Source organism: Lactobacillus sp. ESL0677 (genome assembly GCF_029392875.1).
Lineage (GTDB): Bacteria > Bacillota > Bacilli > Lactobacillales > Lactobacillaceae > Lactobacillus.
This window is the reverse complement of sequence record NZ_CP113946.1, coordinates 829427-855129: the sequence shown is the minus strand read 5'-3', so window position 1 is coordinate 855129 and position 25703 is coordinate 829427. Positions and strand designations below refer to the sequence as shown.

The window sequence follows — 25703 nt, the reverse complement described above, 5'->3', positions numbered from 1 at the left end:
CATAATTATAAAAATGTAAATATAATCTTCAAAATTTATAGTTATAATATAAATAACATTTACTTACATATGTTCATTAAAATTATTTACATGTAAATCAAATTATTTTTTAATAATGCAATAAGATTAGGATGTATAGTATTTAAAATAACATAACATTGATCAAAATCTTTACGTTAAAATACCTATAGTTTATGCAATTACTTGTGCCAATTGATTTGCAGTAATAACTATTACATGTATTTGCTAACTTAAATTTTTATTTATAGCTGTTTCAAGACAATTAGATACTTAAGCTTTAATCATTAGCAGCCTTACCAATATTGCTAATAAAGCCATACTAGTCGTATACATATTGACAATATCAGCTTTAAATCAGTCCCTTTTATCATAAAATATAATTTATATTTTCACTATATTTTATATTTTATAAATTAATATATATTATAATTGATATAAATGTACTGTAATTAATTTATGTCTGCATATTTGTACAATAAACACTAATATATTAAGCTATTAGTCTAAAAAGTAAAATTTATCATTTTTTCATCAAAAAGCTTTTAATTTGTTATATAGTATTAGATAAATTGAATAATATCAAAAAATATCAAAATAATAACTAGTTATATTTTGCATTTTATATTATTTAATTTTATTGCAATCCAGATTCTTATAACCGCGATTATCAATTGGCTTAAACTCTTGACAATCCTAATGATCTTGGGTAGTATAATAGTTAATCTGAGTTGATCAACAAGCTTAAATGTATTAAAGTTGACCGATCAAACTAAAGACGTGCGAGTAAGTAAATAACTACCGAATCGGAAAACTATCATAGAATAGGATCCATATTCGCTGCGCTACTACTCAATTTTTGAACACTGCGGGTTCAACAAGCGTCATTATGCTTTGTTTTGTCAACTCGGATTTATTTTGAGATTTTACAAAACGGTTGTTAAGCCGTTTTTTTGTGGAGTTTTTATGGCTATTAAAATTATCATGGGAATTTATCTTCTAATTTTACTGATAACTTCCCTCTACTTATGGCACTGTCAAGACGGTCAATTCCTAATCTATAACAGCAAAGGCACAAACAATTTCAAGACAATTATGCGCTGGACGGCAATACTGCTTTTTATTGAAACGATTTTGGGTATTTTCCTATTATTGCAAAGAAATCGCTATCTAAATTTAATTACTTTAATTTTCAGTTCGCTCACAATTTTGATTTTTAGTCTATTAATTAATCAAAAGAATGAATAACTAACCAAAATTTGGTAAAATAGATAGTGAAAGAGGTGTTCTAATGATGAAACAATATCACCACATTCAAGTCGCCGTGGATGGTTCTAAAGAGGCTGACTTAGCCTTTAAAAAAGCAGTTTCGGCTGCTATCCGCAATGACGCAATACTAGAAATTTTGCACGTAATTGATACGCGATCATTTCAAAATGTCTCGAGCTTTGACTCCGAGATGATTGAACAAGTTTCCAATGACGCAAAAGAAAAAATGGAACAATACTACAAAAACGCTAAACAAGCAGGTGTACAGGAAGTTCATTTTTCAATTGAGTTCGGGTCGCCAAAAGCAATTATTGCTCATGAATTTCCTAAAAAACATCATGTTGATCTAATCGTCCTTGGTTCTACTGGACTTAATGCCGTTGAACGTCTGCTAATCGGCAGTGTAACTGAATATGTTACCAGAACAACCAACTGTGACGTTCTGATTTGCCGTTCAAGAGAAAATTCAGCTTTAACCAAATAATTATTGTTAATACAAAAAAGTGCATTTACCCTGAGGTAAATGCACTTTTTTGATTGTTATAAATTTTAAAAGTCGCCAGCTTGGCTAAACATGTAATCTTTATTATGAAATTTCATGGATAAAATCATCCCAATACCAATCATATTACCAATCAAGGCTGACCCACCTTGTGAAATAAACGGTAATGGAATCCCCGTCAGCGGCAACAAATCAATGCTCATGCCCACATTTTCAAAAACGTGAAACAAAATCATCATGATAACCCCTGTGGATACATAAGAATAAAAAGCATTCCGCGTATCAAAGGTAATCTTAACCATTTGAACAATTAAGTACAAATAGAGCAGAATGACTGCAACACTGCCGACAAAGCCAAATGATTCACCAATAACAGAATAAACCATGTCTGAGCCGCGAACGGGAACATAGACACTCAATTTGCCAAAGCCGTTACCAAACAGCTGTCCTGAGCCGATAGCCTGCATACTTTGCCATAATTGATAAGCCCCCTTGGAGGTGTCAGTTGCCGGATTCAGCCAAGACATAATCCGTTTAAACTGGTATGCCTGGAAGAAGTGACTCAGAAAAGCCTGGCCGCCCTCTGTCGTTACCATAAAAATCACACTTGCAGCTAAAATACATACAGCTGCAAACATTGGTGCAATAATTTTCCACGAAATACCCGAAACTAGTGCAACACCGCCAACAATGGCAATGAAGACCAGCATAGTTCCGAAGTCATTTTGCAATTTCAACAGAATTGCAACTGGCAATAACCATCCGACCATTTTACCAATCAGTAACCAATCATTCTTAATTGTATGCGCAAATTTTTTGTTATGCTCATGGACAACTCGTGCCAGCATTAAGATAAATGCCGGCTTCATGACTTCTGATGGTTGAAACGAAATCGGTCCTAATTTAAACCAGCTCTTAGCACCAGTATCTCCTGCCACACTACGATTATAGAAAAACAGGACAGCTATTAGTAAGATAATCCCAAAGCCGTAAATATACGGCGCAACACGCAACAGTTGCTCTGCATCAAATTGCATGACAAAAACAACAATGGCAAGAGAGATGACATACCATAACCCTTGCATAACCACTGCTTTCATCGGACTACCCATGTGACTAGGATCGTCAACTGCTGCAAAATAAATCGAATACAAACCAATTAATGCTAGCAGGATAACCGGAACAACCACATTCCATGCAATTCGATCAAACAAATCCGTTTCATTTTCTACTTTTACCATTAATGATCACATCTATTTTTCATGTAACGCAAAGTATGATAATAAGTCATTGACACTACTTTCAAGCGTCTTTGCGTATAAAACATTGCTAGTTTTGCCAGTAGTGGCACGATAGCGGCCATCAATCTTTTCAATTAAGCCAATTGACTTTTTATTCGGGATAACCACTTCCCAAGTCGGGATCTCTTTATCCTTGACTTCATTAATTTCAATATTAATATTTTCTGGTTTTTTTGACATTTTATCTCCTACTTCACATTTGGGTGAAATTTTCTTGCAATAATCTCATCCTCATACTTCTCAGGGTGAGGATTACGGAAAATAGTAAACTTATCGGGAACTGGATCAACACCGCCACGAACAAATGGATTGCAACGCAAAATACGGCAAATTCCCATTATTAGTCCTAACAACGGTCCATGCTTTCTAAGAGCGTCAATCATATAGGTTGAACAAGTTGGATAATACCGACATGTTGGCGGCAAAATTGGTGAAATCAGTTTCTGATAAATTTTAACTAAAAAAATCAAAATCTTACGCAAGTCAATTTCCCCCGCGAATTAATGACGTTGGTGCTTTTCGATATTTTTAAGTAATGTACCTGTTCCCAAGGCAACTGCTTCTAATGGATGGTCAGCTGTTAAAACAGGAACTTTCAAATAATACGAAATTAGCTTATCGATGTTCTTAAGCAGTGCGCCGCCACCAGTAAGCATAATTCCGCGATCAATTATATCAGCGGACAACTCTGGTGGCGTCTTTTCCAAGACTTCCTTAGTTGAAGCAATAATTGTCATCAGACCATCATGCAAAGCTTCTTGAATTTCAGGTGCAGAAACAGTTACCTGCTTAGGTAAGCCATCTACCATATCCCGGCCACGCACTGTAATGGTTTCTTCCTTGTCCGGTTCAAATGCACTACCAATTTCAATCTTAATTTGTTCAGCCGTGCGTGAACCAATTAGCAAATTGTGCTTATTCTTAATGTAAGAAACAACTGCTTGGTTCATGTGGTCACCAGCATAACGCAAAGATTGGCTGGTAACAATTTCGCCCATTGATAAGACTGCAATATCAGTGGTTCCCCCACCAATATCAATCACAATATTACCTTGAGGCTTAAAAATATCTAGACCAGCACCGACAGCAGCAACTTTTGGCTCAAAATCAAGGTAAACTTTACCGCCACCAGATTTTTCTGCTGCCTGAATAATTGCTTTCTGTTCAATTGAAGTTACACCAGTTGGTGCACAAATCAAAATATTTGGCTTGGACATAAAGCCTTTTACGTTTAACTTTTCAATAAAGTACGACAACATCGCCTCAGTAATGTCAAAGTCAGCGATTACGCCATTTTTGAGCGGACGAATAACCCGAATGTTGCCCGGAGTCCGACCAACCATCTTGTATGCTTCGGTTCCTACTGCTACCACTTTATTTGTACTTGTGTTGACAGCAACTACTGATGGCTCATTTAATACAATCCCCTTGCCGGAGACGTTGATAAGCACATTGGCTGTCCCTAAATCGATTCCTATATCTCGTGCCACGATAATCCTCCATAAATATTCATTGTTCATTTTACCATAAAGAAAACAGCTTTTCCTTTGACTTTAACCTTTTTACTAAGTCTTAAAAGAAATTGCTTAATTGCAATGACGTATCAATTAAGGTTACAAAGAAATCGCCAACTAAAAAGCCAAGTCCGATTGCTGCAAAAATCAGCAATAATTGTGCCTCGAAGATTTTACCCTTACGGACAATTTTTTCAATTTTGATGCTTTTCATAATTTGAAAAGACAATCCAATCGTAATCAAATAGATTACAATGCTGATTAACGCGTGCACTCCAAGTTGAAACATTCCATTTCTCGCATTCTATTATTAACAAAAAGCGGATGCACTCTCGTGCATCCGCTTAAAACTCGTATTACTAATTATTAGAATTGTAAACACTAATCCGGTTTACAGCTCGTCTTAATGCAATCTGAGCTCTCTGTAATGAACGTTGATCATGCTGAGCTTTTGCTTCTGCCATGTACTTTTGTGCTCGATCACGAGCAGCTTGTGCCCGTGACACATCAATGTTCTTGGCACGTTCAGCACTATCGGCAATGATTGTAGCAACGTTATCTGAAAACTCAAAATAGCCACCACTTACAGCAATATGATTGACTGCCTGGTTCATTTCCTTACTTCGCTTAACCTTAACTTCACCAATTGTGAGTGGAGTTAATATCGGCAAGTGATTGTACATAACTGAACGCTGACCATCAATTGCCCGCATTTCCACAATACTAGAATGATGCGAGTAGATCACGCCATCAGGAGTAACAATATTTACCAAAAAAAGTTTCTCTGGATCTGCCATTTGACATCACCCTACTTTTCTAATAATGCTTTTGCAGCTGGGTCACTAGCTGTAACACCCATCTTTTGTGCCTTTTTAAGGACATCTTCGATTGGGCCAACACTACGGAAAGCATCTTCAGGTAAATCATCAAGATGCCCATCTAAAATCATCTTAAAGCCCTTGATTGTATCCTTAATTGGAACGTATGAACCAGGAACACCAGTAAATTGCTCGGCAACAAAGAAGTTTTGCGATAAGAAGAACTGTATCTTCCGAGCCCGACTAACGATTACTTTTTCTTCATCGGACAACTCGTCCATACCCAAAACGGAAATAATATCCTGCAATTCGTGGTAACGTTGCAAAATATGCTGTACGCCAGTTGCAACTTCGTAGTGTTCCTTACCAACAATTTCCGGATCCAAAGCACTAGAAGTTGATTCAAGTGGGTCAACTGCTGGATAAATACCTTGCTCAACTAAGCTACGTTCCAAGTTGGTAGTAGCATCCAAGTGAGCAAACGTCGTAGCAGGTGCTGGGTCGGTATAGTCATCGGCTGGCACGTAAACGGCTTGAATTGAAGTAATTGAACCCTTCGTTGTTGAAGTGATTCTTTCCTGCAATTGACCCATTTCTGTTGCCAATGTTGGCTGGTAACCAACGGCACTAGGCATCCGACCAAGCAAAGCGGAAACTTCTGAACCAGCCTGAGTGAATCGGAAAATGTTATCGATGAAGAGCAAAACATCTTGCCCTTCAACATCTCTGAAGTACTCAGCTAAGGTCAAACCGGTTAAGGCAACCCGCATTCTGGCACCAGGCGGCTCATTCATCTGACCAAAGACCATGGCAGTTTTACTTAAAACGCCTGAGGCCTTCATTTCAAAGTAAAGGTCATTACCTTCACGAGTTCTTTCACCAACACCGGTAAACACGGAAATACCACCATGCTCTTGCGCAATATTGTGAATTAACTCCTGAATGATCGTGGTTTTACCAACACCGGCACCACCAAACAGACCAACTTTACCTCCTCGAACATAAGGCTCGAGCAAGTCAATAACTTTAATTCCTGTTTCAAGAATTTCCTGACTAGTTGTCAGTTCTGCATACTTAGGAGCTTCCCTGTGGATGCTCTTGCGCGGATGATCCTTACTAAATTCAGGACCATTATCAATTGGACTGCCCAGAACGTTGAACACACGACCCAAAGTATCATTACCAACTGGTACTGAAATTGGACCGCCAGTGTCTTCAACCTTCATCCCGCGTCTGAGACCATTAGTAGATTCCATGGCAATAGTTCTTAAAACACCATCACCAAGCTCAAGTGTAACTTCAAGGACAACAGAAGTATCTTCTGATATGACTACGCGTAATGCGTTGTTAATATCAGGTAGGTTTTTATCAAGTGGAAATTTAACATCGACAACTGGGCCGATTACTTGAACAACTTCACCTTCGCTCAAAACATCTACCTCCTTTTCTCTATTTATTTCAAAGCTTCGGCACCACTGACAATTTCAGTAATTTCAGTGGTGATTTCAGCTTGTCTTGCACGGTTTAATTTAGTAGTTAAACTCGATACCAAGTCATTAACATTATCTGTCGCACTCTGCATTGCCGTCATTGAACTTGCATGCTCAGCAGTTTTGGCGTCCAAAATGGCACCATAAATTGTTGAACGCGCATATTGTGGTACTAAAGTCGACAAGACAGTATTAATGTTGGGCTCAATATCATATTCTAAATCTTTATGTACTTCAGCTTCCTTAACGCCAATATCAATATCAACGATTGGTAGCATTTTTTCAACCCGAAATGCAGATGACAGCGAGTTAATATGGTGCGTGTAGCAGACGTACAACTCATCATAAACGCCATTCAAATACATTTTAATTGCGGTTGAAACAATCGGTAAAACTTCATCAAAAGTTGGTACGTCAGTGATAGCATCATTTTCATAAACAACATTAAGGTTGTTTTTCTTGAAAAAGTCTGCACCAACTGACCCAACAGCCAAAATTTTAATATCCTTGTTGTCAGCTTTAGAATCTTCAATTAAACCCATCATATTTTTAATGACAGCACTGTTATAAGAGCCAACAAGTCCACGGTCACCAGTTATTACCAAATAACCAGTTGACTTAATTTTCTTGCGCTCTTGCACCATATTGGAGACAATTCCAAGACCAAATACATTTTCGTAATCAATCTTGCTGATATTATCCTCGTCAGCGCTTATCATTTCTTTATGTAAATGGTTAACGACTTGTCTACTCATCAGCCGCGACAAAGTTTGCCGGACATGATCGTTATAAATTGTATAACCTTGATCACGTTTTTCGGTTTGATTTAACTTTGATGCAGAAACCATTCTCATGGCTTCCGTAATTTTACCAGTTTGCTTAACTGAAGCAATTTTTTTCTTCAACTCAAGTAAAGATGCAGGCATAAGCTACCTCCTATTTATTACTTGGTGAAAAACTATCAGCGAATTTGCTAATTGCAGCTTGTAATTCTTTTTCATCTGGTAATTCACCAGTTTCGCGAATCTGCTTCAAAAGATCAGCATGAGAACTATCAAAGTTGTCATACATTTCCTTTTCAAACCGCGCAATATCTTCAACTGGAATTGAATCCAAATAACCATGCGTTAAGGCATAAAGAATTAAGACTTGCTTCTCAACCGGAATCGGATCATGCAAAGGTTGCTTCAAAACTTCAACAACCCGACGACCACGGTTTAACTTAGCTTGAGTCGCTTGATCCAAGTCACTACCAAATTGAGCAAAACTTTCTAATTCGTGGAAAGCAGCTAAATCAGTACGTAAAGTACCAGCCACCTTCTTCATCGCTTTAATCTGCGCACTACCACCAACACGAGAAACTGAGTTTCCGGCATCAATCGCTGGTCTAGTTCCGGCAAAGAATAAATCACTTTGCAAGAAAATCTGACCGTCGGTAATTGAAATAACATTAGTTGGAATATATGCGGAAATATCACCGGCTTCAGTTTGAATGAATGGCAATGCAGTCATTGAACCGCCACCTAATTCATCACTCAACTTAGCACTACGTTCAAGCAAACGTGAATGCAAATAGAAAACATCACCAGGATATGCTTCACGACCAGGCGGACGACGGAGAAGCAAGGAGAGTTCACGGTAAGCAACAGCTTGTTTGGATAGATCGTCAAAGACAACCAAAACATCCTTACCGTTGTACATAAATTCCTCACCCATCGCGGTACCAGCATAAGGTGCAATATACAGCATTGGTGCTGGTTCACTAGGTCCAGCTTCGACGACAATAGTATAATCCATTGCGCCGAAACGTTTTAAAGTTTCTACTTCAGTTCTAACAGTTGACTCTTTTTGACCAATGAAGACATAAATACAAATAACATTTTGCCCTTTTTGATTCAAGATTGTGTCAATTGCCAAACTAGTTTTACCGGTTTTACGGTCACCAATGATTAACTCACGCTGACCACGACCGATTGGTACCAATGCATCAATCGCTTTAATACCCGTTTGCAATGGTTGGTTAACAGATTGTCTCTGCATAACACCTGGGGCATTTGATTCGATTGGTCGCGTCTTGTCCGTCTTGATTTCACCTAAACCGTCAACGGGTTGACCCAATGGATTAACAACTCGACCGATTAATGCGTCACCAACTGGAACACGCATGATTTGACCGGTTCTTTTAACCTGGTCACCTTCACGAATGTTATCAAAATTACCCAAAATGATAATACCAACATCATTGGCTTCAAGGTTTTGAGCAATCCCATAAGAACCATTGTCAAATTCTAACAGCTCATTAGCCAAAACATTGTTTAGTCCATGAGCCCGGGCGATACCATCACCTATGTATGTTACAACCCCGACTTCATTAATATCGAGCTTATCATCATAGTGCTCAAGTTGCTGCTTGATTAAAGAGCTAATTTCTTCTGCTTTAATGCTCAATGGTTTCACCTCTTTTAATCTTTATTTATTAACTGAACGCGGATCTTCTTCAGCTTGTTTTTAACGGAACCGTCAATTAAACGGTCACCAATGCGTAAAACTACACCGCCCAAGATACTCTCATCTACTTTATTTTCGAGTCGAACATCCTTTAAGCCGTACTTTTGCGCATAGCTTTTACTTAAAGCAGCTAATTGCGCATCATCAAGCTTGACTGCCGTAATTGCAGTCCCCGATGTAATCTTGTTTTTTTGATCATATAAATCGTTAAAACGATCAATAATATCAAGTAAATCCGCAAAACGATCATATTCTAGTAGAAAATTTAAAAAGTTCTGTACCACGGCGTTGAAATCTTTCTCAATCACCGCAAGTGAAGCCCTTTTTTCATCGCTATTAAAAATCGGATCGCTAAAAACACTCAAGATCTGTGGATTAGCAGAAACAGCTTGCGCTAACTCCTGTAAATCCGCATGAACAGCATCCAAAGAATTCATATCCTGTGCGTAGCTGAACAATGCTGTTCCGTAACGTGCAGCTATTTCTTCTCTACTTAAGGCCATTATTCATTCAGCCCCTTAATGAATTGATCGACTAAGTCTTTTTGATCAGCAGCAGATAAATTCTTGGTAATTACCTTTTCAGCAATTGCTACAGAAATATCTGCAACTTGACCACGTGCTTCATTCAAAGCATCAACTTTTGCTTGAGCAGCATCAGCCTTAGCTTTATCGTGAATTGAAGCAGCATCATTATTAGCATCAGCCACAATTTTGCTGCTTGTCTTTTGCGCATTAGCCTTTGCATCAGAGAGAATCTGAGTTGCCTCTTGTCTTGAATTCTTCAAGGCAGCTTCACGCTCATTAGCTAAAATTTCAGCTTTTTTACGATCGCTTGCAGCTGAATCCAAATCATTAATTACCTTTTGGCGCCGTTTTTCCATCATGTCGGAAACTGGTCCCCAAGCATAATGCTTAACCAAAACAAGCAAAATTGCAAAAACAATTAAATACCAAATGGTATTACCAAGATAAATATGACCTGAGGCTGCAAATAAAGTTTGAAATGTCATTTACTGCCCTTCTCTCTTTTTCAACCTAAATCTTTTAGTAAAAATTAAAGGAAGAGAATCAGGAACGCAACAACGACCGCCAAAATAGGAACGGCTTCAATCAAACCAACACCGATAAACATTGTTGATCTTAAATTACCAGCACTTTCTGGTTGACGAGCCATGCTTTCAATTGTCTTAGTAATAACTTTACCGTTACCCCAAGAAGCAGCTAGAGCAGCGATTCCTGCTGCAAGTGCTGCAGCTAAATATTTAAAAGCTTGTGACATATTTTAACCTCCAAAAAAATTATTCCTTTGTAACCTTTTTTCCAATGTAAACCATTGACAAAGTTACGAAAACATATGCCTGGATAGAGCCAATGAAGACAGAGAAACCTTGCCAAATCATTGCAAGCGGCGCAGCTAAAATTAACGTAGAAATACCAAAGCTTGGAGCTAAACTATTTCCAATTAACGTTAACAAAACTTCACCAGCATAGATATTCCCGTATAAACGCAAGGACAACGTCAAAAAGTTAGTAATTTCCTCAATCATATTGATTGGGAACAAAAAACCAACTGGTGCAGCGTAATTGCGCCAATATCCACCAACGCCGAACTTTTGCATTCCAAACGTGAATGATAGAAGCAAGGTCATCATTGCAAACGACATTGTCGTCACTGGGTCGGCTGTTGGCGACTTAACAAACATGTAGTCGCCAGCTTTGACTTCCATGAACAAGCCAAGCATGTTCATAAACCAGATGAAAAGAAACAATACAAAAGCATAAAGTGACAAGTGATTCTGCGCATCAACATCCTCAACATTATCTTTAACAATGTTATTAGTGAATTCAAGCAGATATTCTAGCACATTTTGCTTTTTGTTTGGTTTCATTTCAACTTTACGTGAAAGCCAAATACAGACAAATAAAACCACTGCTGCCATTAAAGTTGAGCCAATGATCCCAGTGAGATCAAAGTTTAAGCCCAAGAATTTAAAAACAAATGATTTCTCCATTACTTCGCGGACCTCCCTTCCTGTGCTCAATTATCGAACACTCATACAATATTAACACCAAACATTAATTTTGTGAAAAATTGTAAGCGAATTCTAAAATTAATTTGCCAAATGCAAAACTATTTAGTTCCAAATAACCGGTCACCAGCATCTCCAAGACCTGGGAAAATGTAGCCATTTGGCAGTAATTTATCATCTTCAGCAGCAGCGTAAATATCAACATCTGGATTTTCTTCTTGAATTGCCTTAACACCTTCTGGTGCAGCAACTAATACAGCTAGCTTAATATCCGTAACGCCGCGCTTTTTCAAAGCACCAATAGCCATGTTAGCCGAACCACCAGTAGCAAGCATTGGGTCAACAACCAAACATTCACGTTCTGCAATATCTTTTGGCATCTTACAGAAATATTCATGTGGCTTCAAAGTTTCTTCATCACGATACATCCCAATAACGCCAACTTTAGCTGACGGAATCATTTCCATTACACCGTTAAGCATCCCAATACCAGCACGTAGGATTGGCACAATCGTCATCTTTTTACCGGCAATTTCTTTCTGCGTAGTTTTGCCAATTGGTGTTTCAATCTCAACATCCTTCAGTGGCAAATCTCTGGTGATTTCATAGGTCATAAGACCGCCAATTTCACCGACAATTCGGCGAAATTCGTTAGAACTCGTTTCCTTACGTCTGATAATGGTTAACTTGTGCTGAATCAATGGGTGATCCAAAACTGTAAACTTGCCCATAATTTCCTCCTAAAAATATAAATTATACTTAACAAGTATTTTAATCAAAACGGCAACGGGTTTAAAGTCCTTTGCTGGGAATTTTTTAATTCACTTGATAATGGTGACCAGCAGCGGCCTTATTTAGTCTATTCATATAAGCTAAAGTTTCTTCACTACCACTGAAGCCTTGGACAAAAATCTGTTTGATGTCCTTTTTATCGTCAAAATAACGTAAGCCGCTAAACAAATTATGATCAGCATCAGTTAAATCTTGCCCCAAGCTAAATTTATTTTCTTCTGGCGCAGAAATTTTTGCTAACTCAGCATCAAGAGCCATAACCCCCGTTGTTTTATCAAAATTAATCTGCGCAAAGTCTTTAGCATCATCAACCACCATTACAGGAGCAGCAGGCGCATAATGCCGGTACTTCATCCCTGGTGCCTTTGGTACATCTTGATCAGAAACCTTGCCGGTGTTAATCAGTACCTTTTCTCCTAAAACTGCACTTAGCTCTTCCGGAGTAATCTCGCCGGGACGCAAAACAATCGGAGTTTTAACTGATAAGTCAATAATCGTCGATTCCAGACCTACTCTTGTCTCTCCGCCATCAATGATACCAGCAATTTTACCCTTAAGATCATGATATACATGTTGTGCAGTTGTTGGACTAGGCTTAGTTGATGTATTGGCTGACGGCCCCACAATTGGATAACCCAACTTGGCAATTAAGTCATGGGTCAGCTTGTCATCGGGGCAACGAAAGGCAACTGTATCAAGACCGCCAGTAACAGCGCTAGGTAAGCTGTCAGGTTTAACAAAGAGCAACAATGTTAATGGGCCTGGCCAGAAGTGTTTAATTAACTTTTTTGCCCGTTCTGGCACTTCTTTAGCATATCTTGCCATCATTTCAGCGTCTGAAACCGTCACAATTAATGGATTATCACTCGGCCGACCCTTAGCTGCATAAACACCTTTGACCGACTTTTCGTTAGTGGCAATTGCTCCTAGTCCATAAACCGTTTCCGTTGGAAAAGCGACTAATTCACCTGCAGCCAGCAATTTAACTGCATCATCAATTTGTCCTTCTGAAAAAATTTTCGTTTCCATCTACTTGTTCCACTTTCCATAAACCATGCGTGGCTTACCTGCCATGTCGTTTTTAAACTCAACCGTAAAGTCCGGCAATTCCTTAGCAAATAATTCACTTAACTGCTCCTTTTCACTAAAGCCGTACTCCAGGAAGAACTCACCATGACTATTTAAATGCTCCCGAACTTGTTTGGCAAATTTTTGGTAAAATTCCAAGCCAGTCTTACCGCCAAATAATGCTTCTTTAGGTTCATTTTGCAAGACATTTTGGTCCATAAGATTTTTTTCTGTTTCCTTAATATAAGGCGGATTAGAAATAATCACATCAAACTTCTCTAGGCCAATTAAAACATTAGCTTTACGCGTCGTCACATCAAGGTCATAAGTGACAAAGTTTTCCTCGCTAGTTCGCAAAGCAGCATCGGTAACATCTGAAGCGTATAAATCTAGGTCAGTAATTCCCTTGCTTGCAGCTTCTTTAGCTAAAACGACCGTGATACAACCAGACCCAGTTCCTAAATCCAAAACCTTGTCGCCTGACTGTAAATGAGCTAGCGCCCAATTAACTAGTTCTTCAGTTTCAAACCGCGGAATCAAAACCCCATGTTGAACCATAATTTTATAGCCGTAAAACCAGGCATAGCCCAAAATATATTGCGGCGATATCCCCTTAGCTAGTTTATTAACATCTTTTTGTGCTTGCTTCAATTGCTCAGGCGTTAATTGTAAATCATGCTTTAAGGCATACTCACTGGGCGTTAAATTTAATCTTTCTGCCAGCAAGTATTCCACATCTTCAGGCCTCGCATCCGGTGCAGTTTCAACAGACCAAATTTGTAAATCTCGCAGTATTGTAATTTTAGGCATTTTGATCAGCCAGCTCCTCTAATTGCTTAGTTTGGTTATATAAAATTAAAGCATCGATAATTTCATCCAATTCACCGTTCATTACTCGGTCAAGCTTATTTAAAGTAAAACCAATTCGATGGTCAGTTACCCGGTTTTGCGGGTAATTGTACGTCCGAATCCGTTCTGAACGGTCCCCAGTACCAACAGCGTTCTTTCTTTTAGCATCATATTGGTTACGATTTTGGCTTTCATAATAGTCATAAACCCGCGACTTCAGAATTTGCATCGCCTTTTCCCGGTTCTGCTGCTGACTACGTTGATCCTGCATAGCAACAACAATCCCAGTTGGCAAGTGCGTCATTCGAACAGCACTAGAAGTCTTGTTAATGTGCTGGCCACCGGCACCACTTGAACGATAAACATCAACCCGAATATCCTTAGGATCAAGGTCCAAATCTACTTGCTCGTATTCAGGCATAACCGCAACAGTCGCAGTTGACGTATGAACCCGACCTTGTGATTCAGTTACTGGTACCCGTTGTACTCGGTGCGCACCATTTTCGTACTTGAGCTTAGAATAAACCTTATCACCGGTAATCATAATAGCGATCCGCTTATAGCCGCCTACTTCTGTTGGTTCACTATCAACTATTGATACCTGCCAATTCTGCCGTTCAGCATATTTCTCATACATTCTGAGCAAGTCACCGGCAAATAGTGAGGCTTCATCCCCACCAGCAGCACCACGAATTTCCATGATAATATCCTTATCATCGTTAGGGTCTTTTGGCAGCATTAATATTTTAATTTGGTCTTCTAATTCACCGATTTCTTGTTCAAGATCGTGATTTTCTTCCTTAGCCATGTCAACTAGGTCGCTGTCACTTTCGCTTGAAATAATTTCCTTATTATCAGCAATCTCTTGCTTATCTGCCTTATATTTTTGGTATTTTTGCACAACATCGCGCAAATCTGCCTCTTCTTTTGAAATTTCCATGTAGCGCTTGGTATCACTGATGACTTCTGGGTCGGCCATCATTTCTTGAAGCTCTTCATAATGAGCTACTAACCCTTCAAGCTGTGCCATAACTTTGTCCATATTTATCTATTCCTCTCTTGTTCTAAGCTTTCCCGGGTGAAAATAATGAAACCGGCAAACTGGATAATAACTTTCATCGCCACCAATTTGCACTTGCTCACCCTCATAAACAGGTTGACCATCGTGAATCCGTAAGTTCATTGTAGCCTTACGGCCGCAATAGTGGCAAATTGTTTTGATTTCCTTAATTTTATCTGCAAAAATCAAGAGGTTTTTACTACCCTCAAATAATTTATTCTGAAAATCATTCTTAAGTCCAAAAGTCATTACCGGAATCTTAAGTTCATCAACAATTCTGGCACATTCTAAGACATGGTGCCGCTCTAAAAATTGCGCCTCATCAATAAAAACACAAGCAATCGAACCATCGCCGCGTTTTTTATCCTCAGCGTTTAGTTTTTTGATATACTCAAAAATATTCGTCTCTGGCTCAATCGGAACTGCATCTCGGTGCAGACCAATTCTTGAAGCAACTGTGCCAACACCACTGCGATTATCAACACCGCTGGTCATCAATGCAATCTTTCGCCCCTGGGCCTCATAGTTATGCGTATCTTTAAGAATTTCAATTGTTTTACCACTACTCATCGCGCCATAGTGAAAAAATAATTGTGCCATTTTTTGCTCCTTTGTTTAAATTAAATTAACCTAACTTAACTAGTATAGATGAAAATCAAATTATGTGCAGGTAAATTGTCGTGAAAACTCGTTTTCAACTCGGCGCTATGCTATAGTTATAATGATTTTAAAGTGAGGGATAAACATGAATCTAAAATCAAAAATTGCCAAGGTAGCTGGTAAATCAAGCTATTGGTTTCTTCATAATGTATTAAAAGGCGGCACCAGTTTCCCCGGCAAGTTAGCAATGAAAATTGATCCGCAGGTGTTAAAGGCTTTAGCACGGGATTATGAAACGGTCATTGTGACTGGGACTAACGGCAAGACAATGACGACATCTCTAATTGTGACCGCATTAAAGCAAAAGTATGGCGATATTTTAACTAATCCATCAGGCTCAAATATGGAGCAAGGAATTGTTACAGCATTCTTGGCCCATAAGCCAAAAAAGGTGACGCGCAAAATCGCGGTCTTAGAGGTTGATGAAGCCAATGTCAAAATGGTTACCGAATTAGTTCACCCTAGTTATTATGTGTTAACCAACATTTTTCGCGACCAAATGGACAGATATGGCGAAATTTACACCACTTATGCCAAAATCATAGATGGCATTAAGCTGGCTCCTGAAGCAACAATTATTGCCAATGGTGATGCTAGCATTTTTTCATCAGTTGACTTACCTAATAAAAAAGTATTCTACGGATTTAATTTGGATTCTGAGCAAAAAAATAGCGATACTAAGGCTCCAGTGAACACAGATGGCGTCTTATGTCCTAAGTGCGACCATGTTATTCACTTTCATGAGCGCATCTATGCTAACCTAGGTGACTTTTTCTGTCCACATTGCGGCTACAAACGGCCTGAATTAAAATATCAGGTTAACAAAATTATTAAACAAACGCCCAATCAACTGGCATTTCAAATGGGGGCTAAGGATTATATAATTAACATTGGTGGGACTTACAACATTTATAATGCGCTGGCTGCATATTCTGTTGCTCGTGAATTTGGTCTAAGCGACGATGAGGTCGCACAATCATTTGCCAAAAACAAACGCGTCTTTGGTCGGCAGGAATTAATTAATTATGCTGGTAAGGACATCGACCTGATTTTAGTTAAAAATCCGGTGGGCCTTGACGAGGTGCTCCACATGTTAAACACGGAGCCTGAAGATTATTCACTGGTTGCTCTGCTTAATGCCAACCATGCTGATGGGATTGACACCTCTTGGATTTGGGATGGCCAGTTCGAAGACCTAAATTGTGAGCAGATTAGGCATGTTATTATTGGCGGCTTGCGTCGTAAAGACATGCACTTTAGGTTAGAAGTTGCCGGCTTTAACCCTGATAACATGACTGTAGCTGAAAATAATGACGACTTAATTGCGCAAATTGCTAAATTGCCAACTAAAAAAGTTTATATTTTATCAACCTATACTGCCCTTCTCGCCTTGCGTAAAACAATGGCTGAAAAGAAAATCATTAAAGCTGGTATGTAATAATCAAAAAATGCAGCTCTCTTATATGAAGAACTGCATTTTTTATTTAAAATAAATTTATGGCAACTTGTTATATTCATCATTAGCAACCGGTCAAGCCATTGCGTTGATCATGTCGTAATTGCCAAGTGACATCCTTAGCAGCACCATACCCATGTTTTGTCCCGTCATGAACAACCACAACATCACCCGCAAATCTTAAACGATAAGATTAATTGGTACAAGAAAAAGCAAGCTAGCATAATTACCGAAAATAAAAATTTTGCACCGATTTATGCTTTTTCAGTTAATTTCAAAAAATCGTAGAAAATAAAAATGCCCTAGTATCAATGCTTATGGCTAATTGAAACTAAGACAAATCATAATTATTGGGATATCCGGGCTCGAACCGAAGAAAACTAAGCATTTTTAAAGGTTTTTAAGAACGTAAAACGTTGATTTAACGGGAAATACGTTTTTAAGAAACTTTAAGAATTTTATCTCTGATGGGCAAATTGATGGGCAAAAGTATAAGCTATAACTGCTTATATACCAGTAAAAATAAAAGGTGCCAAAATTTAGTCCTCGATTTTTTCTCCGATGGAATTTTGATGCTTCTAAAAAATTACTTCATTATGTATAATAACTAATTAGTTGTTTTGCTTAAAAATGGATATTAAAATTTGTAGTACAATTTACTTTGAAAATGAATATTGATTTTTGATAATAAAGAAAACTGTATATACAGAAATAAATAAATTTGATTAGAGAAGATAAAATGGATTTTTTTAATAATATTTCTAATTTTTTTAAGAGCATTCCTAATGGAATAATAAATCTAGTTTCATCATTTTTTGGAGCTTTTTTTGCTTTCTTGTCAAGTTATTTTCTAGATAAACGAAAAAGAAATGAAGACAAAAAAGATAATAAGAAAATACAGCAAAAGGAGTGGCTAAATAAGTTAATTGTAGATGCACTTAAAGTTGATTCTCAATATTATGAACGTGAAGTTTCTAATTATGTAAGTTTTAATAAACATAAAACAAATGATATTGACAGTATAGCTCATAATTCATCTTTATATAATAAAACGCTACATAGATTAATTGAATTAAAATCTAATTTTATTCAAAAAGGATACTATTCAGATCCAAATTCAGAATTAAATATTCCTCTAGAATTCAGATATCCTTTTTTAAAAAATCCAAATTTAGTAAATGATTATGTTATTAAAGGACGAAAGGATGCAGAAGAAGCAAAAAAAGTAAATGATAGAACATTATTGACTTTACAAAACACAGACCAAAATTATGGAAAAGAAGTAATATTAATTGCTTTAATAGATAATATAGAGGAAGGTCTTAGTAGTTTGGGAATAAGACAAGATGAACCTGAATCTAAATATGATTATTTATCTTGGTATGGTAATAATGAAAGAATTCTTGATGAATATGAAAAGAAGTTAATAGATGCCATAGAATTATATGTATATGTGGCAACCAAGAATCTAAATAATAGTACTAGTTAAAAATATATATAAGCAAAAAAGACCACCCCAGAGAAATTAATCTCCAGAGCGGTCTTTTCGTATTTAATTTTGTTGCAATGAAATTTTATATTTTGATTTTAAGTTGCTATATTGATTATATTTTAAATATTTATCAGATTGTAATCGACCTATGACAATACCTAAATTTATTTTTACCTTCTTAGCAAAACTTTGAATAGCATCAAAATCAAAATTATGCTTTTTTACAAACTCTTTATAACTTTCTTGTGGTATTAAAAAGTTTTCAGCAAATCTGTCTGCTTTCTTTTCTTTTTCCTGATATTTTTCTTTGTCCTCATAATCAGAATAAAAGTCTTCGTAATAAATATGTCCTAGTTCATGAATAAGAGAAAACCAAAATATATCAGAATTTTTATTTCTATCCGTAATTAATAAGAGTATGCTACCATTTTTAAATTTTTTAGTTGCACCATTCAAACTAGCATTTTTTAAATTTGGAAATGCTTCTAGTACAATACCACAATCTAACAAAAGTTGTTTTAGTCTAGGATAAAATACTTTAGTTTTTTGTAGAGTCATCTTTCTAATAATCGGTAAAGCTTTTTCGAGTTTTACCTTTTCATATTTATTGTTAGTTTTATTTCTTGCATCCATTGTCGCTAGTTCTAACATAACGTTTGAACATACAATCGATTTTTCACTAAAATCTGCTCTGCGATAACTAACTAATGGATTAAATTCAAATAATTGTGACAAATTTGAAGTTTTAAGTGATCTTCTTAAAATCTGAATTTTTTCGCTTTTACTATAACGTTTTTTACTTTTATCTGCATAACCGTATTTTTTAAAGTAAGAAAAATCAATCAGATCACATGCACGTTTTTCATCTGCATTTCTTTGATTTTCGATTTCAGCTAACTTCACTTCATAATTTGTTTGTAAACTTAACCAAGTCTTCATTGAAATTCCTGTTAACTTTGCTAATTTATTAGCAATTTTTGAAGTTATTGCAGTTTCACCATTAATTAATTTACTGACAGTCTTAGCCGACACCTCAAGGCGATCGGCAAATTCCGCCTGTGTGATATTTAAATCTTCCACAATTTCTTCAATGTAAGACCCCGGATGAAAAGCAATTAGGTCTTTATATTCTGTTTCATTACTCATAATGCTTACTTACCTCCGTTATCTCGATTATCGTTATTATCTGTGATTCTGTAAAAACTTGTTCTTTGCTGTATTCATCAAAGCAAGCTATAAGTCTATACTGACTTCGACGTCCATCAATATCCATTGCATAATATCCTTCAAGGTTTCCTCTTAAAGCATGAAAATTAAATGGTTGATAATTTATAATCGATGCCAAGTTTTCAGCGCTAGTAATAAAATTAATTTTTCCTAAAAGCTTCTTCGCTACTTTATCAGAAAAATCTTTTTTAGCCTGTCGTAGTGACGTACACTGCTTTTTCACTTTATCATTCTTATAAATAATCTCCATGCTTTCCTCCATGAAATTACCTTTTAGGTAATTTCATTGTAATAATTAAGCTTAAGTTTGTCAATAAACATGCAAAAAGGACCGCCCATAGAGCAATTAAACTCTACAGACGGCCTCTTTTCTTTTTATTTAGTTAATTTAATGTTTAATCCACTAAAACCCTTCTTTAAGTCTTTAGCGAATCTTGTTTTAGTAATACCCAGTTTATTTAAATATCCCCAAGGATCAGTATGATTTGTATTACTGTACCCATGCTGAACTAACCAACTATGTGTCTTAATGCCTTTGTAGCCATTGTCATCTAATGTCAATGGAATGCCATACTTCTTTGCAGCCCACCTGAGCCAGTTAACATAATGTTTATAGGCTTTCATTGCTCGCCTGTGATTAGTAAATTCACAGAGCTCGATTTGAACTGGTGATAGATTATTTGCTGGCGTTCCTGCACCCCAGGCTACATAACCAATTTCGCCAACTGCATAGATATGTTTGTCATCAACAATCAAGTGAACATAGGTCTGACTAGTATTGATGCCAGTTTTCATATTATGTGCTACCGCCCATGCTTCGCCATTAGGTGTGGCAGTAGAGTGAGCTACGATAAACCTACGTTGAGCAACTTGTGAACTACCTTCATTAGCACCAAGTGCGTATTTATAATTTCGTTTCATTATTTCTTGCCTTCATTCATTTTAGCTACTTCTTGTTCTGCAAATGCTTTAATAGCTGACTCAATAATTGGGTCTACTTTGATATGATTTTTTTCTAATACAGCTTCAACGCTATTTAGTACGTTACTCATTTTATCTTGTCCATGAAGGTCAGTAGTTTCAGCCTGATGGACAAATGCCGTAGCTAAGTCTTCGATGAACAACATTGCTTTATTCTTAGCTACGTGCTTAGTAGCATAAAATCCAACTAAAACAGCCAATAAAAATAACACAGCATACACTGTGTCAAACATAATTTTAATCATAATTAAACTCCTTTAAATCGTTGGAAGTTCCTTAGCTTCCTCATATAATTTTGTCCCTAAACCATTACCGCCTAACGCATGATAAACTTCGTAAATTTGATTTAACCTAGTGAATTGCTCGCGATTTGAATTGCCCTGCTTAATAATCACATGACATAGTTCATCAAGCTCAACATGCAAATCTTCAACTTCACCAGCTTTTAACTGAGTAACCAATCTAGTCAGCTCATCAACGCTTTGCTTTATTTTCGGTACCTGCTCCAATAATTCCTTTTCTGCCGCCACTTTCTTACGGTGACGGTGCCATAAGCCAGATACCCAAGTTATGATACCTAGCCTACTTAACCAATCCCACAAATTATTCCAGTCCAATAAAATAGCACCTACTTACTATTTTCAGTAGATGCTTCTGAATAATCTTCCCCTGTAATTCGTTTATACGCTGCAGCGTCAATCGTGCCCAGTGCTACAAACGAAGCAATTTTAGCTTTATCGTAAATCTTTGAATTATAAAGTGATTGATATACTTTTTCCATCATTGGTGCAAATTGTTTCAAATTAAACATTATTCAGCTTCCTTTCCAGTATCTGTTGTGGGCGTCCCTGCCATAGCTGCCATCATCTGTGAGACCATGTCAACAACATTGCCAACTTGTTGACCAATCGTTGTTTGACCTGATTGAAGCGAGGTGAGTGTCTGATCAATTGTTGTCTTATCATTCTTAATTGCTTGGGTGTCAGTCTTGACGCTTTTAACATCCGCTGACAGCTGATTAATTAGCTGTCCTTGAGCATCAGGTGCAAACTCAAACCACTCACGCTTATTCCAGTCGTACTTAGGAGATTTAATAGACGGGTCTGGTGCCTCAGCCACAAAAGGATAAGGGATATAATCACCAAAAGGTTGTTCCTCTCTATCAATTGCATACGACACTTGATTGTCACTTCTGTAATAGATATATGTTTTTGCTTCTTCTGTCATTTTTAAATTTGCCTTTCTATATAAAAAAGCAACTTAGCTCTTTTGCTAAATTGCTTGCTTTCTAATAAATTTACTTAATCCGATAATATCGATAGAACTTAATTTTCCAATCGGACGTCGACTGAAAACTGCTTCTTTAGTAATCTCATAATTCTTATGTGTATCAACATAGGATTGCTTTTTAAGTCCTGCTTCCTGCCATTGCTTTATCGGATAATATAATTTTTTAATCTTACTTGATTTATTTTGATATTGACTTGTAATTTTAAACACTATTACATATTTTTTCTTAACAGCTAACACCAAAGCTGGTCGCACTTTACCACCATTTTGTTCGTCAAAAGGTACATTGGCGATGTATAACTCCATTGGCTGCATTAGCCATTAACCATCCAATCATGAAAATCAGGTGACTTTTTGGCATCATAATGTCCATTTTTATCAATATCAACTCTTTCGGTTGGAATATCTTTAATCAAGTCAGCCCATTCTAGTGCTGTTGGTAACTTTTTAATAATTAGTTCGTTATTACTAACACTAATTGATAATTCATCGCCGCCTTGCAATCCCAGTTTACGTCTTATTGCTACTGGAATAACAACCTGTCCTTTACTTGATAATTTTAAAGTTTGCTCTGTCATAATTTTTCCTCGCTTTTACATCTTACTTTTTACATTTTACTTAAAAGGTAAGTAAAAAGCAACTACTAAATCATAGCGGTGTTGCACCGCCAAAATCCGATATTTTAATGTATGATTCCACACTTATCCAGCTACCTATTTTTTGTGTAGCTACCTTTACTAAAGCATAATCTTCTCCATTTTTAGTAATTATATTGTCAACCCAAGCTTCCATAACTGGAAAGCCTGATCGATCGCAAACTGCCCACTCAACAGAGTTATTAGCTTCTAAGATGCCATTATCATTAACAGTGTATGTTTGACACTCTTTCCCTGGATTTTTACCAAATCTGAATTTTTTTGGAAAATAATTGGCGCTAAGCCACGTTTGTCCCCCATAGCAAAAATGGTCGTATTGTTTACCATTGTAAGTCAGCATGGAACCACCTCCATGCTGAATAAATGTCTAAGAAGGCTGATAGCTAAGGCTTTTACCCCCCCCGAAATTATTTTTACAGTATTAGGGTCAACTGTACATATTTTAAATTCTGAATCATCTCCATCATTCCAGTATCTAATATCTAATTCAGTTATAAAATATATTTTACTTTTCACTTTAGTAATGCCTTCTATTGTGGCAGTCTGATCGCCATATGCTGTAAAAGAATTATTAAAATAATCATAAGCTATCTGATAAGAAAGCCAGGTTCCATCTTTAACACTTATAGTTTTTCCAATCATGTCTCGTAATGATTTTTCAAATTTTTCACCATTTAAATAAAAATGTTCGTGCTCTTTGCCATTATATGTTATTGCCATAATATCCCTTTCTAGTCGCCAAAAACAATCACGCTAGGGTGTGCTTGTGAGTATGTTAACGCGTCAGCATCACTTCCAGCATCATGAGTGTACTCACGAGTTTCCAATGCAGTTACACGTCCCTGCAAAATCTTTATATCTTGCATAGTCGCTATGTCAACAGGAGCGGGAAGCCATGTCATATCAGGCGGTGTAGTATCATCTTGCCACTTGGCTACTTTAGCAAATGATACATTTGAATTATTGCCATGCGTATGCAATTCAATGGCGATAATTGGCGTTCCATTATAATCATGAACTGTATAATCCGTACTTATCCAACCTGATTGCCCAGCCTTAACAGTATTTTCAGATGTAGTTCTTACTGGAGCACCATTCTCAGTGTAAAGCCAAAATGATAAATAAACATCTGTATCACTATTGGTCGCGTCAACGTAGGCTTTAGCTGAATATACTTCACCGTTGTTTACAGAAATTCGATTGGTGCCAATTCGACCATTAATACCAATAGCCTGTAGGCTGACCGAAGTATTTTCAAGCAAGTTTGACGCATAGAGCGGAATTTGCAAATCACCAGTTTTACCATTAAAGCTGGTAACAGAGCTCAAATTAACAGCACTTTCAGGATCAGGCTCTACTTTGTTACCATTGACAAATACTGAACTAATTTTATCTTTTAATTTGGTTTCAGCATAAGTCTCTGCATCATTTTTAGCCTTATCTGCAGCACTATCAGCATATGCTTTATTCGAATAAGCATATTCGCTAATCAACTTCAGTGCAGTAGCTAGCTGTTCATTTGAGTAGCTGCCATCATTTTTTCTAATTGGAAAAGTGTAAGCATCATTCCCATTAGCAAAGAAGCCGCTATTGGTTAAAACACGTCCAATCCATTCTACTTGATCGAAGAAATGTTGACTTTTGCCATTAATTACAGGTTCACGTTGCGCATCACCGCCCCAAAGTCTTACGAAATTCTCTAGCAAGTGCTTAACCGTATGTCCATCAACTTGAGCAGTATCAATAGTGTCACCCACAGGTATTGTGATGTTGCCATCTTGTGTAGCATCGATACCATTCACAGTAGTAGCAAAATTGCGCCCATTGAGAAAATAATTAAAGTTAACAGAACCATTGTTAGCCCCATTAGCTTTAACATCATAACCATTAACTTTAATATCACTAATACCAAGAACATTACCTTTATTGCCATTAAAGCTAGTTACACCAGTATCAATATCAATATTGCCATTTTTATCTGGCTCATTATGATTTACTGACTTAACTTTACCTGCTGCAGCAACCTTATCATCAATTTCTTGCTTATTATAAACATCGGCTTTATTAGCCTTAGTCGTTTCGTCAGTATCAACTCGCTGCTTTAAGCCTTTAAAGTTATCATCATTAATTTTAGCTTGGTCGTAAGCATATTTTTCAGCTTCACCCTTAGCTTGATTGATTTGATTGGTAACGTCAGTTGAGTTTGCTTTCTTGCCTACTTCGGCTTCAACTGCCGCTAAGTCCTGTTTAGTGGCCACACCTTCTTCAGTAACATTAATCGTTACATTACTAGACTGCCCAACTACCACATACATAGTTACGTTGAATTGGAACATTGCCTTGTTGTTAAAGTCAGGCATATGCTCCGGATCAACAGCTGTGGCAATGGCATACAAAAATTCGCTGCCGCCATCTTCTTTAGCATACAAACCAATCGCATTGACGCTGTAACCATGTGCCAATTCTTTGTTATTGAACTTCAAGTCCATGCCGATAACAGTATCTTTATCTAATGCCGAGTCTTCAACATCAGTAATTACACCGTATTGCATAACACTGGGCAACTCAGTCATATTCTGCAAGGCGGCAATGCTTTTATCAGACAAGTTTTCACTACTAGTTGCTGCTTTAGTAATGCTGAATTTAGTCTGCCCAGCGTTAACTTTCTTGGCTAGATCAATCCCAGCATTCGTCAGAACTGTCTTATTATATTTTGACAA

The 25703-nt window shown here is 37.1% G+C and carries 33 protein-coding genes; 3 read left to right on the top strand and 30 right to left on the bottom strand.

Going from position 1 to position 25703, the window contains the following annotated elements; genetic code table 11:
• The first annotated feature begins 1309 nt into the window (after window positions 1–1309).
• Complete coding sequence (locus OZX76_RS04250) at window positions 1310–1771, top strand: universal stress protein (protein WP_277132548.1); 462 nt, start codon at window positions 1310–1312, stop codon at window positions 1769–1771.
• A gap of 65 nt (window positions 1772–1836) precedes the next feature.
• On the opposite strand, the gene OZX76_RS04245 is transcribed toward OZX76_RS04250, so the two are convergent.
• The 18 genes from OZX76_RS04245 to OZX76_RS04160 all read right to left on the bottom strand — a co-directional run bounded on the left by OZX76_RS04245 (window position 1837) and on the right by OZX76_RS04160 (window position 15821).
• On the bottom strand, window positions 1837–3030 hold the full coding sequence (locus tag OZX76_RS04245) for an FtsW/RodA/SpoVE family cell cycle protein (RefSeq protein WP_277181252.1): 1194 nt from the start codon (window positions 3028–3030) through the stop codon (window positions 1837–1839).
• Window positions 3031–3042: 12 nt separating this feature from the next.
• A complete protein-coding gene (locus tag OZX76_RS04240; RefSeq protein WP_277181249.1) occupies window positions 3043–3270 on the bottom strand; it encodes a DUF2969 domain-containing protein in 228 nt (75 codons plus the stop codon).
• Window positions 3271–3278: 8 nt separating this feature from the next.
• Window positions 3279–3572, bottom strand: a complete 294-nt coding sequence (gene yidD, locus OZX76_RS04235) for a membrane protein insertion efficiency factor YidD (RefSeq protein WP_277132542.1) — start codon at window positions 3570–3572, stop codon at window positions 3279–3281.
• Window positions 3573–3590: 18 nt separating this feature from the next.
• The gene (locus OZX76_RS04230) at window positions 3591–4580 is read right to left on the bottom strand and encodes a rod shape-determining protein (protein ID WP_277132540.1); all 990 of its coding nucleotides are present in this window, start codon (window positions 4578–4580) and stop codon (window positions 3591–3593) included.
• Window positions 4581–4662: 82 nt separating this feature from the next.
• Window positions 4663–4893, bottom strand: a complete 231-nt coding sequence (locus OZX76_RS04225; protein ID WP_277132539.1) for a DUF1146 family protein — start codon at window positions 4891–4893, stop codon at window positions 4663–4665.
• A gap of 70 nt (window positions 4894–4963) precedes the next feature.
• A complete protein-coding gene (locus tag OZX76_RS04220; protein ID WP_277181247.1) occupies window positions 4964–5401 on the bottom strand; it encodes a F0F1 ATP synthase subunit epsilon in 438 nt (145 codons plus the stop codon).
• 11 nt (window positions 5402–5412) lie between these two features.
• The gene (gene atpD / locus OZX76_RS04215; RefSeq protein WP_277132537.1) at window positions 5413–6852 is read right to left on the bottom strand and encodes a F0F1 ATP synthase subunit beta; all 1440 of its coding nucleotides are present in this window, start codon (window positions 6850–6852) and stop codon (window positions 5413–5415) included.
• Window positions 6853–6875: 23 nt separating this feature from the next.
• Window positions 6876–7838, bottom strand: coding sequence for a F0F1 ATP synthase subunit gamma (locus OZX76_RS04210; protein WP_277181245.1), 963 nt, complete (start codon window positions 7836–7838; stop codon window positions 6876–6878).
• Window positions 7839–7848: 10 nt separating this feature from the next.
• The gene (atpA, locus tag OZX76_RS04205; RefSeq protein WP_277181243.1) at window positions 7849–9360 is read right to left on the bottom strand and encodes a F0F1 ATP synthase subunit alpha; all 1512 of its coding nucleotides are present in this window, start codon (window positions 9358–9360) and stop codon (window positions 7849–7851) included.
• Between the two features lie 14 nt (window positions 9361–9374).
• Window positions 9375–9923, bottom strand: coding sequence for an ATP synthase F1 subunit delta (atpH, locus tag OZX76_RS04200; RefSeq protein ID WP_277181241.1), 549 nt, complete (start codon window positions 9921–9923; stop codon window positions 9375–9377).
• Window positions 9923–10432 (bottom strand): F0F1 ATP synthase subunit B, encoded by a 510-nt coding sequence (atpF, locus tag OZX76_RS04195; protein ID WP_277181239.1) that lies wholly within the window; start codon window positions 10430–10432, stop codon window positions 9923–9925. The genes atpH and atpF overlap by 1 nt, the downstream gene beginning before the upstream one ends.
• A gap of 44 nt (window positions 10433–10476) precedes the next feature.
• Entirely contained in the window at window positions 10477–10701 is a 225-nt protein-coding gene (gene atpE / locus OZX76_RS04190; RefSeq protein WP_277132528.1) for a F0F1 ATP synthase subunit C, read from the bottom strand.
• 19 nt (window positions 10702–10720) lie between these two features.
• Window positions 10721–11434 carry a F0F1 ATP synthase subunit A gene (gene atpB, locus OZX76_RS04185; protein ID WP_277181237.1) on the bottom strand — a complete coding sequence of 238 codons (714 nt, stop codon included), beginning with the start codon at window positions 11432–11434 and terminating at the stop codon, window positions 10721–10723.
• Window positions 11435–11553: 119 nt separating this feature from the next.
• A complete protein-coding gene (gene upp, locus OZX76_RS04180) occupies window positions 11554–12183 on the bottom strand; it encodes a uracil phosphoribosyltransferase (RefSeq protein WP_277181235.1) in 630 nt (209 codons plus the stop codon).
• A gap of 85 nt (window positions 12184–12268) precedes the next feature.
• On the bottom strand, window positions 12269–13273 hold the full coding sequence (locus OZX76_RS04175) for an L-threonylcarbamoyladenylate synthase (RefSeq protein WP_277181232.1): 1005 nt from the start codon (window positions 13271–13273) through the stop codon (window positions 12269–12271).
• Window positions 13274–14122 (bottom strand): peptide chain release factor N(5)-glutamine methyltransferase, encoded by an 849-nt coding sequence (gene prmC, locus OZX76_RS04170; RefSeq protein WP_277181229.1) that lies wholly within the window; start codon window positions 14120–14122, stop codon window positions 13274–13276.
• Window positions 14115–15203: a peptide chain release factor 1 gene (gene prfA / locus OZX76_RS04165; RefSeq protein WP_277181227.1), complete on the bottom strand. Its 1089-nt coding sequence runs from the start codon at window positions 15201–15203 to the stop codon at window positions 14115–14117. The genes prmC and prfA overlap by 8 nt, the downstream gene beginning before the upstream one ends.
• A gap of 6 nt (window positions 15204–15209) precedes the next feature.
• Window positions 15210–15821, bottom strand: coding sequence for a thymidine kinase (locus OZX76_RS04160; protein ID WP_277132518.1), 612 nt, complete (start codon window positions 15819–15821; stop codon window positions 15210–15212).
• Between the two features lie 145 nt (window positions 15822–15966).
• On the opposite strand from OZX76_RS04160, the gene OZX76_RS04155 reads away from it, so the two are divergent.
• Window positions 15967–17319: a Mur ligase family protein gene (locus OZX76_RS04155; RefSeq protein ID WP_277181224.1), complete on the top strand. Its 1353-nt coding sequence runs from the start codon at window positions 15967–15969 to the stop codon at window positions 17317–17319.
• 757 nt (window positions 17320–18076) lie between these two features.
• On the top strand, window positions 18077–18826 hold the full coding sequence (locus OZX76_RS04150; RefSeq protein WP_277181222.1) for a hypothetical protein: 750 nt from the start codon (window positions 18077–18079) through the stop codon (window positions 18824–18826).
• Window positions 18827–18889: 63 nt separating this feature from the next.
• Here OZX76_RS04150 and OZX76_RS04145 read toward each other — a convergent pair whose 3' ends face one another.
• From OZX76_RS04145 to OZX76_RS04090, 12 genes are all read right to left on the bottom strand, one after another.
• Window positions 18890–19975 (bottom strand): HigA family addiction module antitoxin, encoded by a 1086-nt coding sequence (locus OZX76_RS04145; protein WP_277129830.1) that lies wholly within the window; start codon window positions 19973–19975, stop codon window positions 18890–18892.
• The gene (locus OZX76_RS04140) at window positions 19968–20306 is read right to left on the bottom strand and encodes a hypothetical protein (protein WP_277181220.1); all 339 of its coding nucleotides are present in this window, start codon (window positions 20304–20306) and stop codon (window positions 19968–19970) included. Before OZX76_RS04140 ends, OZX76_RS04145 begins: the two co-directional genes overlap by 8 nt.
• Before the next feature lie 125 nt (window positions 20307–20431).
• On the bottom strand, window positions 20432–20977 hold the full coding sequence (locus OZX76_RS04135) for an N-acetylmuramoyl-L-alanine amidase (RefSeq protein ID WP_277181218.1): 546 nt from the start codon (window positions 20975–20977) through the stop codon (window positions 20432–20434).
• A complete protein-coding gene (locus OZX76_RS04130) occupies window positions 20977–21282 on the bottom strand; it encodes a phage holin, LLH family (RefSeq protein WP_277181215.1) in 306 nt (101 codons plus the stop codon). The genes OZX76_RS04135 and OZX76_RS04130 overlap by 1 nt, the downstream gene beginning before the upstream one ends.
• Before the next feature lie 12 nt (window positions 21283–21294).
• A complete protein-coding gene (locus OZX76_RS04125) occupies window positions 21295–21654 on the bottom strand; it encodes a hypothetical protein (protein WP_277181213.1) in 360 nt (119 codons plus the stop codon).
• An 11-nt stretch (window positions 21655–21665) separates the two neighbouring features.
• Window positions 21666–21848: an XkdX family protein gene (locus OZX76_RS04120; protein WP_277132503.1), complete on the bottom strand. Its 183-nt coding sequence runs from the start codon at window positions 21846–21848 to the stop codon at window positions 21666–21668.
• Window positions 21848–22216 (bottom strand): hypothetical protein, encoded by a 369-nt coding sequence (locus OZX76_RS04115; RefSeq protein WP_277181211.1) that lies wholly within the window; start codon window positions 22214–22216, stop codon window positions 21848–21850. Before OZX76_RS04115 ends, OZX76_RS04120 begins: the two co-directional genes overlap by 1 nt.
• Before the next feature lie 93 nt (window positions 22217–22309).
• Window positions 22310–22642 carry a type II toxin-antitoxin system PemK/MazF family toxin gene (locus OZX76_RS04110; RefSeq protein ID WP_277181209.1) on the bottom strand — a complete coding sequence of 111 codons (333 nt, stop codon included), beginning with the start codon at window positions 22640–22642 and terminating at the stop codon, window positions 22310–22312.
• Entirely contained in the window at window positions 22642–22905 is a 264-nt protein-coding gene (locus tag OZX76_RS04105) for an AbrB/MazE/SpoVT family DNA-binding domain-containing protein (RefSeq protein ID WP_277132499.1), read from the bottom strand. The genes OZX76_RS04110 and OZX76_RS04105 overlap by 1 nt, the downstream gene beginning before the upstream one ends.
• Before the next feature lie 70 nt (window positions 22906–22975).
• A complete protein-coding gene (locus tag OZX76_RS04100; RefSeq protein ID WP_277181207.1) occupies window positions 22976–23323 on the bottom strand; it encodes a hypothetical protein in 348 nt (115 codons plus the stop codon).
• A complete protein-coding gene (locus tag OZX76_RS04095) occupies window positions 23317–23703 on the bottom strand; it encodes a hypothetical protein (RefSeq protein ID WP_277181205.1) in 387 nt (128 codons plus the stop codon). Before OZX76_RS04095 ends, OZX76_RS04100 begins: the two co-directional genes overlap by 7 nt.
• 11 nt (window positions 23704–23714) lie before the next feature.
• On the bottom strand, window positions 23715–25703 hold the full coding sequence (locus OZX76_RS04090; protein WP_277181203.1) for a hypothetical protein: 1989 nt from the start codon (window positions 25701–25703) through the stop codon (window positions 23715–23717).

Bases quoted from the DNA above. Each gene is read 5' to 3' on its own strand.
- OZX76_RS04150 (WP_277181222.1), top strand. From the start codon at position 18,077: ATGGATTTTTTTAATAATATTTCTAATTTTTTTAAGAGCATTCCTAAT.
- OZX76_RS04120 (WP_277132503.1), bottom strand. From the start codon at position 21,848: ATGTTTAATTTGAAACAATTTGCACCAATGATGGAAAAAGTATATCAA.
- atpF (WP_277181239.1), bottom strand. From the start codon at position 10,432: ATGACATTTCAAACTTTATTTGCAGCCTCAGGTCATATTTATCTTGGT.
- atpE (WP_277132528.1), bottom strand. From the start codon at position 10,701: ATGTCACAAGCTTTTAAATATTTAGCTGCAGCACTTGCAGCAGGAATC.
- OZX76_RS04160 (WP_277132518.1), bottom strand. From the start codon at position 15,821: ATGGCACAATTATTTTTTCACTATGGCGCGATGAGTAGTGGTAAAACA.
- OZX76_RS04110 (WP_277181209.1), bottom strand. From the start codon at position 22,642: ATGCAGCCAATGGAGTTATACATCGCCAATGTACCTTTTGACGAACAA.
- prfA (WP_277181227.1), bottom strand. From the start codon at position 15,203: ATGGACAAAGTTATGGCACAGCTTGAAGGGTTAGTAGCTCATTATGAA.
- upp (WP_277181235.1), bottom strand. From the start codon at position 12,183: ATGGGCAAGTTTACAGTTTTGGATCACCCATTGATTCAGCACAAGTTA.
- OZX76_RS04220 (WP_277181247.1), bottom strand. From the start codon at position 5,401: ATGGCAGATCCAGAGAAACTTTTTTTGGTAAATATTGTTACTCCTGAT.
- OZX76_RS04140 (WP_277181220.1), bottom strand. From the start codon at position 20,306: ATGGAGATTATTTATAAGAATGATAAAGTGAAAAAGCAGTGTACGTCA.
- OZX76_RS04105 (WP_277132499.1), bottom strand. From the start codon at position 22,905: ATGACAGAGCAAACTTTAAAATTATCAAGTAAAGGACAGGTTGTTATT.
- OZX76_RS04095 (WP_277181205.1), bottom strand. From the start codon at position 23,703: ATGGCAATAACATATAATGGCAAAGAGCACGAACATTTTTATTTAAAT.
- OZX76_RS04175 (WP_277181232.1), bottom strand. From the start codon at position 13,273: ATGGAAACGAAAATTTTTTCAGAAGGACAAATTGATGATGCAGTTAAA.
- OZX76_RS04130 (WP_277181215.1), bottom strand. From the start codon at position 21,282: ATGATTAAAATTATGTTTGACACAGTGTATGCTGTGTTATTTTTATTG.
- OZX76_RS04245 (WP_277181252.1), bottom strand. From the start codon at position 3,030: ATGGTAAAAGTAGAAAATGAAACGGATTTGTTTGATCGAATTGCATGG.
- OZX76_RS04225 (WP_277132539.1), bottom strand. From the start codon at position 4,893: ATGTTTCAACTTGGAGTGCACGCGTTAATCAGCATTGTAATCTATTTG.
- OZX76_RS04155 (WP_277181224.1), top strand. From the start codon at position 15,967: ATGAATCTAAAATCAAAAATTGCCAAGGTAGCTGGTAAATCAAGCTAT.
- OZX76_RS04135 (WP_277181218.1), bottom strand. From the start codon at position 20,977: ATGAAACGAAATTATAAATACGCACTTGGTGCTAATGAAGGTAGTTCA.
- OZX76_RS04240 (WP_277181249.1), bottom strand. From the start codon at position 3,270: ATGTCAAAAAAACCAGAAAATATTAATATTGAAATTAATGAAGTCAAG.
- OZX76_RS04145 (WP_277129830.1), bottom strand. From the start codon at position 19,975: ATGAGTAATGAAACAGAATATAAAGACCTAATTGCTTTTCATCCGGGG.
- atpB (WP_277181237.1), bottom strand. From the start codon at position 11,434: ATGGAGAAATCATTTGTTTTTAAATTCTTGGGCTTAAACTTTGATCTC.
- OZX76_RS04210 (WP_277181245.1), bottom strand. From the start codon at position 7,838: ATGCCTGCATCTTTACTTGAGTTGAAGAAAAAAATTGCTTCAGTTAAG.
- OZX76_RS04100 (WP_277181207.1), bottom strand. From the start codon at position 23,323: ATGCTGACTTACAATGGTAAACAATACGACCATTTTTGCTATGGGGGA.
- atpH (WP_277181241.1), bottom strand. From the start codon at position 9,923: ATGGCCTTAAGTAGAGAAGAAATAGCTGCACGTTACGGAACAGCATTG.
- OZX76_RS04250 (WP_277132548.1), top strand. From the start codon at position 1,310: ATGATGAAACAATATCACCACATTCAAGTCGCCGTGGATGGTTCTAAA.
- prmC (WP_277181229.1), bottom strand. From the start codon at position 14,122: ATGCCTAAAATTACAATACTGCGAGATTTACAAATTTGGTCTGTTGAA.